The following is a 15,622-nucleotide window of genomic DNA, read 5'->3' as shown; positions in this document are numbered from 1 at the left end:
CATAGCAGAACACGACTTGGCAAAAGTCCTGTGTTCTGCCTTTGCTGTTTTGTAATAGAGCTGAATGAAAGTAACTGATTTTTTAGAACTGTACCGCCTCGACAGCGTGGTGCAAACCATAGCCGAGCGTTTAAAAGCCAAAGAACCTTACCGCCTGCAGCTTAAAGGCATGGCCGGTAGCTTAGATGCCGTAATGGCATCTGCGGTTTATACCTTAGACCCGCAGCACCAACTCTTCGTGCTACACGATAAAGAGGAGGCTGCTTATTTTTACACCGACCTTAAAAACCTGCTCGGCGACACCCAGGAGGTATTGCTGTTCCCGACATCCTACAAGCGGCCCTACAGCTTCGATGACACCGAGAACGCCAATATACTGATGCGGGCCGAGGTGCTAAACCGCCTGAACCAGAAAACCGGCAAGGGCGAAGTAATCGTTACTTACCCGGAGGCACTCACAGAGAAAGTTATAAATAAAAAATCACTGGTAGAGAATACGCTGGGTGCCAAGGTAGGCGAAAAACTGGATACTACTTTCCTGAGCGAAATGCTGGCTGAGTATGGCTTTGAGCGTACCGAGTTTGTGTATGAGGCGGGCCAGTATGCTGTGCGTGGCGGTATCGTGGATGTGTATTCCTATGCCAACGACCAGCCTTACCGCATCGAGCTTTTCGGAGATGAGATTGAAAGTATAAGAACCTTTGACCCCGATACGCAGCTGTCTGTAGAGACAAAGAAGGCAATATCGATTATACCGAACGTGCAGACCAAACTGCTACAGGAAACACGCGAGGCTTTCCTGGACTTCCTGCCTAAAAACACCAACCTCTGGTTTAAGGATGTGCGCCAGACGCTGGATGTGATTGAGGAGTACTTTGACAAGGCCTCTCAGGCTTTTGAAAAGCTAATGGCAGGTAGCGGCGGCACACAGATCGTATCGGACCCGGAGCAGCTTTTCCAGACACAGAAGCAGTTTAAAAAGCTGCTCGACAACTTTAACGTGGTGGAGATCGGAAAGCGTTTTCACTTCAAAAGTGCGGAAGCAATACAACTGCAGGCAAAGCCGCAGCCATCATTTAACAAAGACTTTACGAGGCTGGTAAAAGACCTGCATGAGCACCAGGGCGATGGTTTTGTAAACGTGATTGCTACAGACTCGCCACGGCAGATAAACCGGCTTACACTTATATTTGATGAACTGGACCATGATGTGCGTTTCCAGCATCTGCCGGTTTCGTTACGCGAGGGCTTCATCGACCAAACGCTGAAATTAACCTGTTATACTGACCACCAACTATTCGACAGGTTCTACCAGCACAAGGCTAAAGAAGGGCATTCTAAGCAGAAGGCCATGACGCTGAAGGAGCTGCGCTCGTTGCAGCCCGGCGACTACATTACACACGTAGATTACGGCATCGGCCGCTTTGCCGGACTTGAGAAAGTGGAAGTTGGCGGACGTTTGCAGGAAGCTATCCGATTGGTATACCGCGATGACGATTTACTTTATGTAAGTATACACGCGCTGCACAAAATATCAAAGTATAGCGGCAAAGAGGGTGGTCCGCCAAGTATGAGCAAACTGGGCTCTCCAGAGTGGGAAAATAAAAAGAAGAAGGTGAAGAGCAAGGTGAAGGATATCGCAGCCGAGCTTATCAGCCTTTACGCCAAGCGCAAAGCCGCGCCGGGTTATGCTTATTCTAAAGATGGCTTTTTGCAGGCCGAGCTGGAATCTTCGTTTATTTACGAGGATACCCCGGACCAGGGAAAGGCAACAGAAGATGTGAAAGTAGACATGGAGCAGCCACACCCGATGGACCGCCTGGTGTGCGGCGACGTGGGCTTCGGCAAAACGGAGGTAGCCATTCGTGCCGCCTTTAAAGCTGCCTGCGATGGCAAACAGGTTGCCATACTAGTGCCTACCACCATACTTGCCATGCAGCACTTCCGCACTTTCCGCGACAGACTGGAGCAGTTTCCGGTAACGGTAGATTATGTAAACCGCTTTAAAACCGCCAAAGACACCAAAGAGACTTTAAAACGCGTGGCAGAAGGCAAAGTGGATATTTTGATCGGCACGCACCGCATTGTGAGCAAAGATGTAAAATTTAAGGACCTAGGCCTGCTGGTGATAGATGAGGAGCAAAAGTTTGGCGTAAAAACCAAAGACAAGCTAAAGGAAATGCGCGTAAACGTGGATACCCTGACGCTTACTGCCACACCGATTCCGCGCACGCTGCACTTCTCGCTGATGGGGGCCCGCGACCTTTCGGTTATCGCTACGCCGCCGCCAAACCGCCAGCCGGTAAAAACGGAGCTACACGTGTTCGATGAGGTACTGATACGCGATGCTGTTGTAAACGAAATGAAGCGTGGCGGGCAGGTGTTTTTTGTGCACAACCGCATCAAGGATATTGAAGAAATTGCAGACATGATTCTGCGCCATGTGCCAGATGCGCGCGTAACGTATGCCCACGGGCAGATGGAGCCTGAAAAGCTGGAAAAACGCATGATGAAGTTTGTGAACGGCGAGTATGACGTGCTGGTAAGCACCAACATCATCGAGTCGGGCCTGGATATTGAAAACGCCAATACGATCATCATCAACAGGGCGCATATGTTTGGTTTATCGGACCTGCACCAGATGCGCGGCCGCGTAGGTAGATCAAACAAAAAAGCTTATTGTTATTTGCTTACGCCGCCTGTGGCTGGTTTGCCAAGCGATGCCCGCAAACGCCTGAGCACGTTAGAGGAGTTCTCAGATTTAGGCGAAGGCTTTAAAATTGCCATGCGTGATATGGATATACGCGGAGCGGGTAACCTGCTTGGCGGTGAGCAAAGCGGCTTTATAACCGACCTGGGCTTTGAGATGTACCACCAGATACTCGATGACGCTGTAAAGGAACTAAAAGAAACTGAGTTCAGGGAATTGTTTCTGGGCGATAACCTGGCCGAGTTCATAGAGCCCGTACGCGATTGCAACATCGAGACAGATATGGAAGTGCTGATTCCGGAGAGTTATGTTAGCAATATTTCGGAGCGCCTGAACCTGTACAGCAAACTAGACAGCACCAAAGACCTGGATGACCTTGAAAAACTGCGTGCTAGCATAGTGGATAGGTTTGGACCTTTGCCAGAGCAAGTGCAGCAACTTGTGGAGATCGTTAAGTTAAGATGGCTGGCACAGCAACTGGGCTTTGAGAAACTTACCATCAAGAAAGAGGTGATGAAGGGTTATCTGCCTAGTGAGAACAACGACAAGTACTTCCAGTCTGAGATGTTTGGTAACATACTTAAGTATGTGCAGCAGCATTCGCGCCGCTCACGGTTAAAGGAGGCTAAAAACAAACTCATCGTGATTGTGGAGGATATCCAAAATATAAAAGATGCTAAAGAAGTATTTGAAGGCTTTGGCGTGAAGGAGACAACTACTGCTTAACCCACAGTTAAAAACTGCCTGCACCAGCTGCCCTGCAATTGTTTCAATTGCAGGGCAGCTGTGTTTTTAGACTAAGGCAAAGAGGTAAACTTAACTGCCGATTCAGATTTATCCCCTATCATTATTTACTGATTTCTAGCATGATAAATCTTATTTAAGTATTTTTGTAGCATTGCATCATAACATCTTTTTTTAGTAATTTACCATCTAGCTATTGTTTAAAGTATAACCGCGCCATGCACCTAAAAGAAAACATACTTTCAGCTGACCTGACACTTGTATTTCGTGCGCTGCCCGGGTTATACTTGTTGCTCTCGCCAGATTTTATCATTCTGGATGCTACGGAGCTGTATTCTCGTACTACAAACTTCAAAATAGATGAGGTTATCGGTAAAAGTATTTTTGATACCTTCCCGGATAACCCAACAGATTCTAATGCTGTTGCCAAGCGTAACCTGCGCATATCGCTGGAGGAGGTAACCAGAAGTAAAGCACCTCATACTCTACCCCTTATCCAGTTTGACGTGCCTACAACCGATTCGGGCAGCAGAGGCTTTGAAGAACACTTTTGGAAGACAACGAACACCCCTATTCTGGACAGCAAGGGCGAAATAGTTTATATACTGCACGCAACCCAAAACATTACAGCCAGCGTACGACAGGACAAAATTAACCAGCAAAACCAGGAACGGCTGGCAATGCTGGATAGCGCGCTGCATACAGTTGCCTGGGAATACGATATCGTAAACGACAGATTATCCTGGAGCGAAAGCCTGCTTGAAGTATTTGGACATGCCCCCGACATGATGGATCCTGGTGGCAAATCATGGGACGACCTTGTGCACCCAGAAGACTTTACCGCTGTGCAAAAAAGTATAGAAGATGCTATGCTGGAGGGTAAAAAATTATGGACTAATGAGTATAGGCTAAGAAGAGCCGACGGCACGTACGCACATGTACTAGACCAGGGGTACCATGTTTATGACGCCAACGGAAAGCCGCTGCGCACTTTTGGCACCATCATCGACTTGTCTCACAGCAAACGATCAGAAGCAGAATTAAAAGAAAGCGATACCCGCTTCAGGCAGTTGCTCGAAAACCTGCCACATATGGCCTGGACAGCTGACCCGAATGGCAAGGTTTTATTTTTTAACGAAAACTGGTACAATTATACTGGTATGCCCAAAGGGCAGACGCATGGCTGGACAAGCTATATACATCCCGAAGATACTGCTGACGCACTTACAGCCTGGCACAATGCCGTCTCTTCTCAAACCCTGTACGAGATAGAGTACCGCATCCGCGATTGCATTGATGGATCTTACCGGTATTTTATGGAACGCGGTGTACCTATGTATAACCAGGAGGGAAATGTAATCTTATGGGTAGGCACTTACACCGATATAGAAGACCAGAAGCGAACACTAGAGCAAATCCGCCTGAAAGACCAGCAACTGGAAAGTATACTGCAGCATTCGCCATCGCACCTGTGCCTTCTGGAGGGCCCCAATCATATTTGCCGCTATGTATCGCCGGGTGTATACCGCTTGTATGGCAACCGCTCTTACATAGGCCGGCCGGCCCGCGAAATATGGCCTGAGTTTACGCCTATGGGCTTTATGGACCTGCTCGACCAAGTATACATGCAGGGCAGTACCGCGCAAATAAGCGAATTGCAGGTGATGTACGACCGCTACCAAAACGGCAACCCAAAAGAGGCTTTCTTCAACTTCAGGTACCAGGCCACCTTTACTAATTTTGGGCAGGTTGAGGGCGTGCTGATAACGGCCACAGAAGTTACGGAACTTGTAAGGGCAAAACGTAAAGCAGAGGCCCTTGCTTTAGAGCTACAGAAGAAGGAAGGTTAACTTAATACCCACAACCTATCTTTTAGAAACTCATTCTGCAAGAACTATTTTCGCTATAAAGAATGGCATGCACTTTAAACGCCGGAGGGCTGGCTAACAATGCAAACCTAACCTCAATCCAACACTAAGCTACAGCTTACATTTGCTTGGCGATGGGAAAGAAAGAAACATGATAAGTATATCCCTCCGGTAAGCCTGTAACCGTAAAAGGCCATGTACGGTACATAGAAATCACGTATACCAACTGGCAATTATTAGATTAAATTGAGCAGTTAAAACAAAGGCATTGGTTTTAACTTATATCTTTGGCAAATAAAGCTTAAACTACACGCAATAGCATGACTAAATCTGTTAACACGATACTGCTGATCGACGACGATGAGACAACCAATTACCTGAACCATAGGTTACTATCACGTATGCAAGTAGCAGATGATATTAGAGTGGTAACGAACGGAGAGGAAGCGCTGCATTATTTAAATAAAGCCTTTGCCGGCGATGCGGAATACCCAAGGCCTGAACTTGTGCTGGTAGATATTAAAATGTCTGTGATGGATGGGTTCGAGTTTTTGGAGGAATATCAGAAGCTCGACGAAGCAGATAAGAGCCAGATAGTGATGCTGATGCTGACCTCATCGGCCAGTTTTTACGACCTCGAAAAACTAAAGCAATTCCCTGATGTACGCCAGCATTACTCTAAACCGCTGACAGAAGGCGATGTACGCGACATCATGAACGAGTACTTTTAAAATTAACTGGAGTAAAATCTTCAAAAAAGACGCCGGCACTTTTAAGCAAAAGTGCCGGCGTCTTTTTTTATCACCTCAAGTATAAACCAACTGCCATAAAAAACAAAGCCGGCACGTAATGCCGGCTTTGCTATTCACTAACTAAAACTAATCTACTACCAAATCTACCTAATCTGGTTTTTATACGGTACTATCGGCGATATCGTTTTGTATGATCGATGTCGTTGTAATAACTGTCATCGCCGGAATCTGTTTCATCTGCCCAACGGGGGCCCCCTTCATAACCATTGTCAAAGCGCCTGTCTCGGTAAGGCTCAGATCCGTAGCGCTTGTGCGAGTCAACGCGGTCTGCTGCGCTCTGCTGGTGTTGGTGGCGCGGGCTGTAATCTGGGTCGTCAGAATGCCAGATATCATTCCAGGTATCTTTCACCCTGTCCATAAAACCCCGGTTATCCTGGCTCCGATCATCATCTGAGGTATAGCGGCCTTCGCGGTACCAGTTATGGGAGCCGCTGCCATAGCGAAAATCAGTTTGCTTGTAACGGCTGCGGCTATCCGGGCTGTCGCGCCACATATCATTTGGGTAATCGTTTACGTCTGAGGTATTGCCCTGCAAAGACCCTCCTGCTGAATGAGGCCTGCGCATGCTGTGCATATCGCTGTTCTGGTAGCCCTGCCCATGGTCAATGTGAGAAGTCTCGTTGCGGTATGCGCTGTTAGAGCGGCTGCCGTAATGGTCCGTTAAATGTGCATTTCTGCCTTGCGCGTAGGTGCTGTTCCGATCATGCTGGTAGTTGTCGCCGTAGCGCTCTTTAGGTGTATCCTGTGCGCCGCGCTTGCTTGGCCCCGTATGGAAATAATTTCCTTCACCCCATTGCCTGTCATCATCGTGCGTGCTGCCGCTGCCACGGTAGCCGTAGCGTTGCTGCTGTTGCTTATCTTGCTCATAGAGCTTACGTCCCATACGCCAGTTCTCTTCTTCCTGGCCACTATAGTTTCCTGCGTTTGTCATAGCTTTATTTTTGTTTCTTGGATGTTTCTGATTAAAACCCGCCATGTGCGGGTATACTTTGTACGATGTTGCAGTAACTATTGTTAATTGGCTACCGCAGCGCAGTAAAAACAAGCGGCCAAAGTATAAAGCTGAAAAGGTATAAGGAAACCTCATCAAGGCTTGCGCCAAACCAACTTACTGTGAGCGCGTAAATTCAGGATATAGCTTTATGTATCAGATTGAAAACTAAAAGATATACCCATGCATTACGACGAAAACGACCCAAGACATCCGCATTACAGAGAAATGCCCCACCGCCGCGATCAGGAAAGACGCCATCCGCACCAGGAGCATTTCAATGATTTCAGGAGCCGCTGGGAAGAGCCAGAGCCCCTGATCCACTTAAACCACCAGGCAAACCGCCACCGCCACGACGAGGGCCACCCTAACGACCATGCCCCCCGTCAACAGCACAGCGAAGACTGGCACGACCCACGGCATAACCGCTTTGAGCAACACCAAGACCCTGTGTGGCGCCAGCAGGACGTGCACTTTGACAGAAGCAACCAACGCGTAGAAGACCGCTGGAACGAAGGCGATGCCCAGATGATGCCGCACCCCCACCACCCCCGTTACCATAACCCGGAAAGAGGACGCCCACACCCACGCGATGCGTATTGGGACGAGAACGAGTATTAGAAAAAGTATAAAGTATAAAAAAGGCCGTTTCGTATTCGCGGCCTTTTTTATTGCCGTAATTTTGCAGATGCAACACAAGCAGCGCCTGCTGCTTAATGCTTTATACTTACCATGTATGTGATGGATGACGCTTTGGATAACTTACTGCAACAAATAAGGAGCTGCCGCATTTGCGAAGAGCAACTGCCCCTTGGCCCGCGCCCTGTGCTTGCTGCCAGTACTACTGCCAAACTGCTGATAGTGGGGCAGGCGCCAGGCACTAAGGTACATGCCAGTGGCATACCCTGGAACGACCAAAGCGGAAAGCGTCTACGCCAATGGTTGGATATGGATGCCGAACTCTTCTACGACAGCTCGGAAGTAGCTATTGTACCGATGGGCTTTTGCTACCCAGGCAAAGGCAAAAGCGGCGACTTGCCACCCCGGCCCGAGTGTGCCCTGCATTGGCACCAGAACCTGCTTGCACAGTTGCCCGGCATACAGCTCACGCTACTCATCGGCAAGTATGCGCAGGATTATTTTTTAGGAAAATCAGCTAAGCCGAACTTAACCGAAACAGTTGCGCAATGGCACGAGTACCTGCCACAATATATGCCTATGCCACACCCATCGCCTTTAAACCACTTCTGGCTAAGGCGCAACCCCTGGTTTGAGACTGATGCCGTGCCTGCCTTGCAAACACTTGTAAAAGATTTATTTAAAAAGAAGTAAATCCTCTATTTTAGCTACCGCAAACAGCTTATACTTTTTACATGATCAACTATCCGAACAGCAAATTACCCGACATCGGCACCAGTATTTTTTCTGTAATGTCTGGGCTGGCAAACGAGCATAAAGCGATAAACCTTTCGCAGGGGTTTCCGGATTTTAATTGCCCTGAGCCGCTTATGCAGCTGGTTACAAAATACATGCACGAAGGCTTTAACCAATATGCGCCCATGCCGGGCATGCCGCAGCTGCGCGATAAAATCAGTATAAAGACAGAGAAAGTATACGGCTACCGCCCAAACCCTGACACAGAGGTAACGGTTACATCTGGCGCCACAGAGGCACTAAACGCTGCCATTACAGCAGTAGTAAAACCCGGCGATGAGGTAATTGTGCTGGAGCCTTGCTACGATTCGTATGTGCCTGTTATACGCTTGTGTGGCGGATCTCCTATTTTTGTGCCCCTTAGCCTTCCCGATTTTAGCGTAGACTGGGACCTGGTAAAGAAGCGTATTTCAGCGCGTACCCGCCTGATCATTATTAACACGCCACACAACCCAACGGGCGCTGTAATGAGCAAGGCCGATATGAATGTACTGGCAAGTATAACCAGTGGCACCGACATACTGGTGATAAGCGATGAAGTATACGAGCACATGGTTTTTGACGGGCAACAACATTACAGCGCTTTGCAGCACCCGGGCCTGCGTGAGCGTAGCTTCGTTATTTCCTCGTTTGGCAAAACATACCATACCACCGGCTGGAAAATTGGTTACGTAATCGCCCCTGCCCCGCTTACAGCAGAGCTGCGCAAAATGCACCAGTTTATCACTTTCTGTACTGTTACGCCGCTACAGCTGGCCATCGCCGATTTTATGGATAATGAAGCACATTACCAGCAACTGCCGGGCTTTTACCAGGCCAAGCGCGATTTCTTTTGCGAACAGTTAAAGAACAGCCGTTTCGAGCTTATACCTGCGGCAGGCACATATTTTCAACTGGCAAAGTATAGCGGCATATCTGATGCGTATGACCTGGATTTTGCCAAAAAACTGACCATCGAAACGGGAGTAGCAGCCATACCGGTATCAGCTTTCTACCACGATAAAACGGATAACAAATACCTGCGTTTCTGCTTCGCCAAAAGCGAGGAAACTTTACAGGCTGCCGCAGAAAAACTTGTCAAACTATAAGCGCTGATAAAAGAGATTCGGTGGATGGTAATAGGCTACTACACTTGATCCTGTTAATCATCAGCCTTTATTCGCAATTAATGCTTTCACAATCATAATTTTAATTTATGGACCTGCGCGTAACAATTGTTCAAACCGAGCTGCATTGGCAAAACGCTGAGGATAACAGAAGTATGTTTTCGGAAAAGCTGGCTGCCGCTGCTCCTGCCACAGACTTAATTGTGCTGCCCGAAATGTTTACCACAGGTTTTAGTATGAGCGCAGAAGCCCTGGCCGAAGAAGCAGATGGCCCCACGTTAGATTGGATGAGAAAGGAGGCCCGAACACACCATGCAGTAGTTACAGGTAGTATAATTGTAAGAGAAGGAGGCGCATACTTTAACCGCCTGTACTGGGTACGCCCTGATGGCACTTACGCCACGTATGATAAAAAGCACCTGTTCCGGATGGCAAAAGAGCACCAAACCTATACGCCTGGCCAGGAGCGTTTGCTCGTAGAACTGAACGGCTGGAACATTTGCCCCCTTGTTTGCTACGACCTGCGATTCCCGGTATGGAGCCGCAACACCAATAATGCTTACGATCTGCTGCTGTATGTAGCCAACTGGCCTAAAGTACGCAGCCAGCCCTGGCGCATTTTACTGCAGGCCCGCGCCATCGAAAACATTGCCTACGTAATTGGCGTGAACAGAATAGGCACCGATGGCAACCAGCACCCCTACTCCGGCGACTCAGCCATAATCCACCCTAAAGGTTATCACCTGCTAGAGACAAGCGAAACAGAGGGCATCCATACCCTGACATTGAGCAAGAAAGAATTAGAGGATTTCAGAGAGGCTTTTCCGGCACACCTGGATGCTGATAACTTTAGCTTATAGAAACTTACGTAAAGTATAAACCTGGCAGGGATGCTCTCAACCATCCTGGAAAAACGACTGCACCTGCTGCACCACTTCCTCTGCTGCTGCAACTTTATACTTTATACTTATACGGGCATCAAACATGCGCTGCAGCCTTGCATGCTGGCCCTGCAACAAAACAAGCCTGCCAGGCCTCTCCAGGAAAAGCTCCTCCAGTATAGGCATTAAGCTGCTGATATCGGTAATACTTTCATCAGCCTTTATGCATACTACCGCCTGCGCTGCTTCGTGCAGCAGCTTTAGGGCGTAGTGCTGCACCAACTCCCCCGACTGCGCATCCATGTCAAGTATGGCAGCTTGGGGCATTGCAGTTTTTACCTGCTCCAACAGCGGCTGCTTGTACCTGTAATTGCCCGGGGCTGTTAAATCAAAGTATAAAAACGCTTGCATTACTGCACCACAAGTTTAACCGAAGTATGAGCCCCGCCTACAGTCGTTGCCCTGATAATGTACATGCCGGCTTTTAGGTTGCGCAGCGGCAAAGTATGGTTACGGGCATGTGTGGCATTGCCTTGATATACTTTGCGGCCAATAACATCATGCACCTGCAGTACAACTGCCTCTGATGCCTTAACTGTGACGGCATCGCGCTGCGTTTTGTCGCTTGGGTTGGGGTATACTTCTAAGGTTAAGCCTGCCTCTGGGTCAGGGGTAGTGGCTATGTTGCCGGCTGTTTGCTCGAGTAAGTATAAGCCGCCGCCCTGTGTGCCAACAGCTATGTATAATTTGTTTTCACCGCCTAAAGGAGCTATAGCCATACTTAAGCCTTTGCCAAGTTTTGTAGCGTGCAGCTCCTGTGTCAGTTCGTTTTCCAACACCTGCGTTTCTGCAGTTAAGGGCCCGGTAAGGTTTTTTGTAAAGTCACGATAGATTCTTAACACTCCGCTGTCGTCTGCTGTAATTAAATCTTGCGTTCCGTTGCCGTCTATGTCTGCTACAGTTGGGTACAGCATTCTTCTGCCTGTGTTAAACTCAATATTGCCTAAACTGCGGTTTTCCAAAGTATAAACCGGGCTTGCTGCGCTACCTGTGTTTCTGTAAAAAGCGAGGCTGCCATCGTTCATACCTAATAGCAGATCAAGGTCACCGTCGTTGTCTACATCGGCCAAGGCTGGGCTTGAGCCATCGGGTATACTTTGCAGCACTTTGGCATCAGCATAATTATAAACAGCGGCCTGTCCTGCAGCGGCTTTGTTCAGGATGTAGTGAATGCGATTGGTGCCTCCGTTTAAGCCTTTGTAAGTAAGTATGAGGTCTGGCTGGTTGTCTCCGTTTACATCCGCAAAAGCAGGTTTTAAAGAAAACAACTGCTGATTTTTCAGGTTCAGGTAATCGTCTGTAACCAACTCGAAGGCGGGTGCTGTAGCCGTGCCGGTGTTGCGGTAAAAGCTGATGGAAGCGCTGTAGAAGCTGTTGCTAAAAGAGGCATAATTCCCTACCAGCATATCCAGGTCTCCGTCGCCATCCAAATCAGCAAATGCCGGGAAAGCGCCCTCGCTCCTGTCTATCATCTGGTTTTGCAGGAAATTGTTTTGCTTATAGTCGAATATAGGTTTGTTGGCGGCACCGCTGTTTGTATACACCCAAGAGGAGCTCTGGAAATTCATGTTCCAGATATCGTCTGTTACCTGTGGCGTTACCAGCAAGTCAGGAATACCATCAAAAGTTACATCTTCGTAAAAGGCCGCCGGAAAAACAGAAAAAGAAGCTGGCTTGGCTGCCGGGAAAGCTGGTGTAAAGCCTTTCATTACTGCATTGCCCGTATTGCCTTCATTTTCCATCAGCACCAGGTTATCGCATTGCACCGCACCCATTATCAAATCTTTGTCGCCATCGGCATCCATATCAATTAAAAGCATAGATGAGCCGTTGTGGCCTGAGTGCATGGGGGCAGCTACGCGGCAGTAGGCACTAAACAAAAAACTGTTGCAGCCTTCACACTCTGTAATGCGGCCCCACCAGTCTGTTTGCTGCACAAACTGCATCGTGCCGCAGGCAAGGCCCAGCTCTACCTGCACGTTACGGTAAAGCTCCAGCGTTTTACCTACCGAGAACTCCGTAATCAGCACATCCAGGTCGCCGTCGCCGTCTATATCTGCAATGGCAGGTATGTCAGCACCCATCATTTGCATGTTCACGCGGTTGCTGTTGTAGTATAAAGCGCTTTCGGCCAGCGTAAATGTAAGGGTGCCGTTTGCTGCAGTCTCTTGTTTAAACACCCTGATTCCTAAGGGAGTGCTTGTAAAGATATCTTTCAGGCCATCGCAGTTGTAATCGCGCAGCAGCACCCAATTCTCCAGGTCCGCCGGAAAGAAAACCTCATACTCCGGTGCATACTTATACTTCCATTGGCCGTTCTGCTGCACAGCCAGCCAGGTATATACTTTTTTTAGCTGCCTGTCAAAAACAAACAAATCCTCTTGCCCGTCTTTATTCAGGTCTATGGTAGAAAACTGCGGGGTATTCATGCCTCCGCTCCAGGGGTCGGGCAGTTGCGCACCGGCAACTGTTACGGGCACATCCTGCCTTAGCCGGAACTGCAGTTTTTCGTTTTCCTGGGCTATACTTTGGATACCAATAAACAGAAATAGCAGAAGGGTGTAAAAGTTTTTCATCTTATATAAAAAACAGTTTCCGGCTTTTAACAAGTATAACCTCAACCGGGGTGCAACTGTCTTTGTTTACTCTTTTTAGTGTTTGATGTTTTGGGTGTATATTGCCAGCAAGCGGGCATTACAATAACGCATTAGCCCCTGTTACAGCATCTATTTACGATTAAAAATACGCATTTCATGCAGAACAGCATCGAATTACTGTACCAAAGGTACCTGGAGTGCCGCCAAGTAAGCACCGACTCGCGCGCAGAGCAGAACGAGAGTATGTTTTTTGCCTTAAACGGCCCCAACTTTAAAGGTGCCAAATTTGCAGCCATGGCCCTCGGAAAAGGTGCAAAGTATGCTGTAGTAGACGACCCAAGTATGGCTGCAGATAACGTGTTTGTAGTAGAAGACACCTTGGTTGCCTTACAGGATTTGGCCCGGCACCACCGCAAGCAGCTAAGTATACCTGTGATAGGCATAACCGGCAGCAATGGCAAAACCACTACCAAAGAACTGATACACGCGGTGCTTAGCCAGAAATTCAATACGTTGTATACACAGGGCAACCTGAATAACCATATCGGAGTGCCGCTTACGCTGCTGCGCATTACACCTGCACACGAAATGGCCATTATTGAAATGGGTGCCAACCACATCGGGGAGATTGCTTTGCTTAGTAGCATTGCTATGCCTACACACGGCATGATTACCAATATAGGTAAGGCGCACCTGGAGGGTTTCGGAAGCCTGGAAGGCGTGGCACGAGGCAAGAGCGAACTATACCTACACCTGGATGCACATGCTGGAACCGTGTTCGTTAACACCGGCAACGAACACCTGATGCGCATGAGCCGCCGCATCCAGACCAAGATTACCTACCCTGGCCCCAATGATTTTTACCAATCTGAGTTGCTGGAGGCATCGCCATACGTGGTGTACAAAGATGAAGAGGGCAACGTGGTAAATACCCAGCTGGTAGGCAGCTACAACTACGAAAACATGGCAGCCGCAGCCTGCATTGGCAAGTATTTTGGCGTGCCGCTAACCCAGGCAAACAACGCCATCGCCAACTACAGCCCGGTAAATAATCGTTCGCAGGTGCTTCAGAAAGGCAGCAACACCATCATACTGGATGCTTACAATGCCAACCCCACGTCTATGGCCGCTGCTGTGCGCAACTTTGGTGCTATGAAGGCTGCAAAGAAGGTAGTTATACTTGGCGATATGTTCGAGATGGGCGAAGAAAGCGCAGCAGAACACAAAATATTAGGCGAAGCAGTTGCGCAGCAGCCATTTACTACGGTGTTGCTTTGCGGCAAAGACATGAGATATGCAGCCGAATCAAACAATAGCTTTTTATACTTTGAGACTAAGCCGGAGCTACAAAAATGGCTACAGGAGAACCCCGTTTCAGAGAGCTATGTGCTGGTTAAAGGCTCGAGAGGTATGGGGCTGGAAACGTTGGTAGAGGTGCTGTAAAAACAAATATTACCGGCCTTTTGTACTGACCCCACAAAAGGTCGGTACTTTTTTAGCCCACGCAGCAGTTTACTTTTATCTAAAAAAACAAATATATAATACCAGATACCCAAAACTAGGCACCATATTTGCATGCAATTATTGCTATATATTAATTCACTTTAAACAATAATTGTATGAAGACAAAACTTACACTTTTAGTTTTAACCTTATGCCTGTGCCGGTTTGCCCACGCACAAACAGCCGATTCCTCAACCTACAAACACAGCCTTGGTATTATTGCCAGCCCCACGTTGAACAAGCTATTTGAAAATAACAGTAGTTTACCGATTGGTTTGATATACAAGCGTCAGCACAAAGCAAATACTGCTATCAGAGCCACCTTATCTGGAAGATTTGATCAAAGCGCTCACGATACCGAACAACCATTAAAAAGAAAAGAAGCCTCGGAGAATAGGGGCAGTTACCTACAACTAACAGGAGGATATGAATGGCAAATGCCTTTAGGAAACCGCTGGCAGCTGTACTATGGCGCAGAGGCCGGACCATCATACGGAAAGTCAACGTACGAATTTAAAAGCGACCAAGTTGACTACTATAACAGTTCTAAATATTCGTCTGAGTATAGTTACACAAATTATGGTGTATTGCTCAGACCTTTTGCTGGTGTTACATTCCAATTAAGCAAGAAATTGGTAATCGCCACAGAAACAGCAATTATTGGCGTTTATTCACACTCAGAAAATACCTCTAAACAGTTGGTGTTCGATGATAACAATCGGCAAACAACTAATGCTGACGTAACATACATTACATATAAGCCATTATCTAATATATCGCTTCAGGTCAGGTTCTAGTGTTTCAGAGTATTAATTAAATAAAGATGGGTTAGTTTTAAGTGTCTCGTCCTGATATAAGTTGACGGGTTTGAGACGAAATTACTTTTTAATTTGAGACCTCCAATACGTTTGTGTTG

Annotated in this window: 12 protein-coding genes; 9 read left to right on the top strand and 3 right to left on the bottom strand. The window is 47.8% G+C overall.

Features of this window, described 5'->3' with window-relative positions:
* Window positions 1-64: 64 nt before the first annotated feature.
* The 3 genes from mfd (at window position 65) to Q1A23_RS09395 (ending at window position 6,053) form a co-directional block, all read left to right on the top strand.
* Window positions 65-3,436, top strand: coding sequence for a transcription-repair coupling factor (gene mfd, locus Q1A23_RS09405; RefSeq protein WP_299822345.1), 3,372 nt, complete (start codon window positions 65-67; stop codon window positions 3,434-3,436).
* Between the two features lie 236 nt (window positions 3,437-3,672).
* Entirely contained in the window at window positions 3,673-5,304 is a 1,632-nt protein-coding gene (locus Q1A23_RS09400) for a PAS domain-containing protein (protein ID WP_299822342.1), read from the top strand.
* Window positions 5,305-5,642: 338 nt separating this feature from the next.
* Window positions 5,643-6,053: a response regulator gene (locus tag Q1A23_RS09395; protein WP_299822339.1), complete on the top strand. Its 411-nt coding sequence runs from the start codon at window positions 5,643-5,645 to the stop codon at window positions 6,051-6,053.
* Window positions 6,054-6,243: 190 nt separating this feature from the next.
* Here Q1A23_RS09395 and Q1A23_RS09390 read toward each other — a convergent pair whose 3' ends face one another.
* Entirely contained in the window at window positions 6,244-7,065 is an 822-nt protein-coding gene (locus Q1A23_RS09390) for a hypothetical protein (protein ID WP_299822336.1), read from the bottom strand.
* A gap of 243 nt (window positions 7,066-7,308) precedes the next feature.
* On the opposite strand from Q1A23_RS09390, the gene Q1A23_RS09385 reads away from it, so the two are divergent.
* From Q1A23_RS09385 to Q1A23_RS09370, 4 genes are all read left to right on the top strand, one after another.
* Entirely contained in the window at window positions 7,309-7,746 is a 438-nt protein-coding gene (locus tag Q1A23_RS09385) for a hypothetical protein (protein ID WP_299822333.1), read from the top strand.
* A gap of 120 nt (window positions 7,747-7,866) precedes the next feature.
* On the top strand, window positions 7,867-8,457 hold the full coding sequence (locus Q1A23_RS09380; protein ID WP_299822330.1) for a uracil-DNA glycosylase family protein: 591 nt from the start codon (window positions 7,867-7,869) through the stop codon (window positions 8,455-8,457).
* Between the two features lie 41 nt (window positions 8,458-8,498).
* Window positions 8,499-9,647, top strand: coding sequence for a pyridoxal phosphate-dependent aminotransferase (locus tag Q1A23_RS09375; protein WP_299822327.1), 1,149 nt, complete (start codon window positions 8,499-8,501; stop codon window positions 9,645-9,647).
* A gap of 107 nt (window positions 9,648-9,754) precedes the next feature.
* Window positions 9,755-10,525: an amidohydrolase gene (locus Q1A23_RS09370; protein ID WP_299822325.1), complete on the top strand. Its 771-nt coding sequence runs from the start codon at window positions 9,755-9,757 to the stop codon at window positions 10,523-10,525.
* 36 nt (window positions 10,526-10,561) lie between these two features.
* Here the strand turns inward: Q1A23_RS09370 and Q1A23_RS09365 are convergent, their stop codons facing one another.
* Together Q1A23_RS09365 and Q1A23_RS09360 are read right to left on the bottom strand one after the other, a co-directional pair.
* Window positions 10,562-10,957: a hypothetical protein gene (locus Q1A23_RS09365; protein ID WP_299822323.1), complete on the bottom strand. Its 396-nt coding sequence runs from the start codon at window positions 10,955-10,957 to the stop codon at window positions 10,562-10,564.
* Complete coding sequence (locus tag Q1A23_RS09360) at window positions 10,957-13,182, bottom strand: T9SS type A sorting domain-containing protein (RefSeq protein WP_299822321.1); 2,226 nt, start codon at window positions 13,180-13,182, stop codon at window positions 10,957-10,959. The genes Q1A23_RS09365 and Q1A23_RS09360 overlap by 1 nt, the downstream gene beginning before the upstream one ends.
* A gap of 177 nt (window positions 13,183-13,359) precedes the next feature.
* Here Q1A23_RS09360 and murF point away from each other — a divergent pair, with 177 nt between their 5' ends.
* Window positions 13,360-14,646 (top strand): UDP-N-acetylmuramoyl-tripeptide--D-alanyl-D-alanine ligase, encoded by a 1,287-nt coding sequence (murF, locus tag Q1A23_RS09355; protein ID WP_299822319.1) that lies wholly within the window; start codon window positions 13,360-13,362, stop codon window positions 14,644-14,646.
* A gap of 176 nt (window positions 14,647-14,822) precedes the next feature.
* The gene (locus tag Q1A23_RS09350) at window positions 14,823-15,503 is read left to right on the top strand and encodes a hypothetical protein (RefSeq protein WP_299822317.1); all 681 of its coding nucleotides are present in this window, start codon (window positions 14,823-14,825) and stop codon (window positions 15,501-15,503) included.
* Window positions 15,504-15,622: the final 119 nt, after the last annotated feature.

It is taken from the genome of uncultured Pontibacter sp. (genome assembly GCF_947492645.1).
Classification (GTDB): Bacteria; Bacteroidota; Bacteroidia; order Cytophagales; family Hymenobacteraceae; genus Pontibacter.
This window is presented reverse-complemented; position numbering and strand designations above follow the sequence as displayed.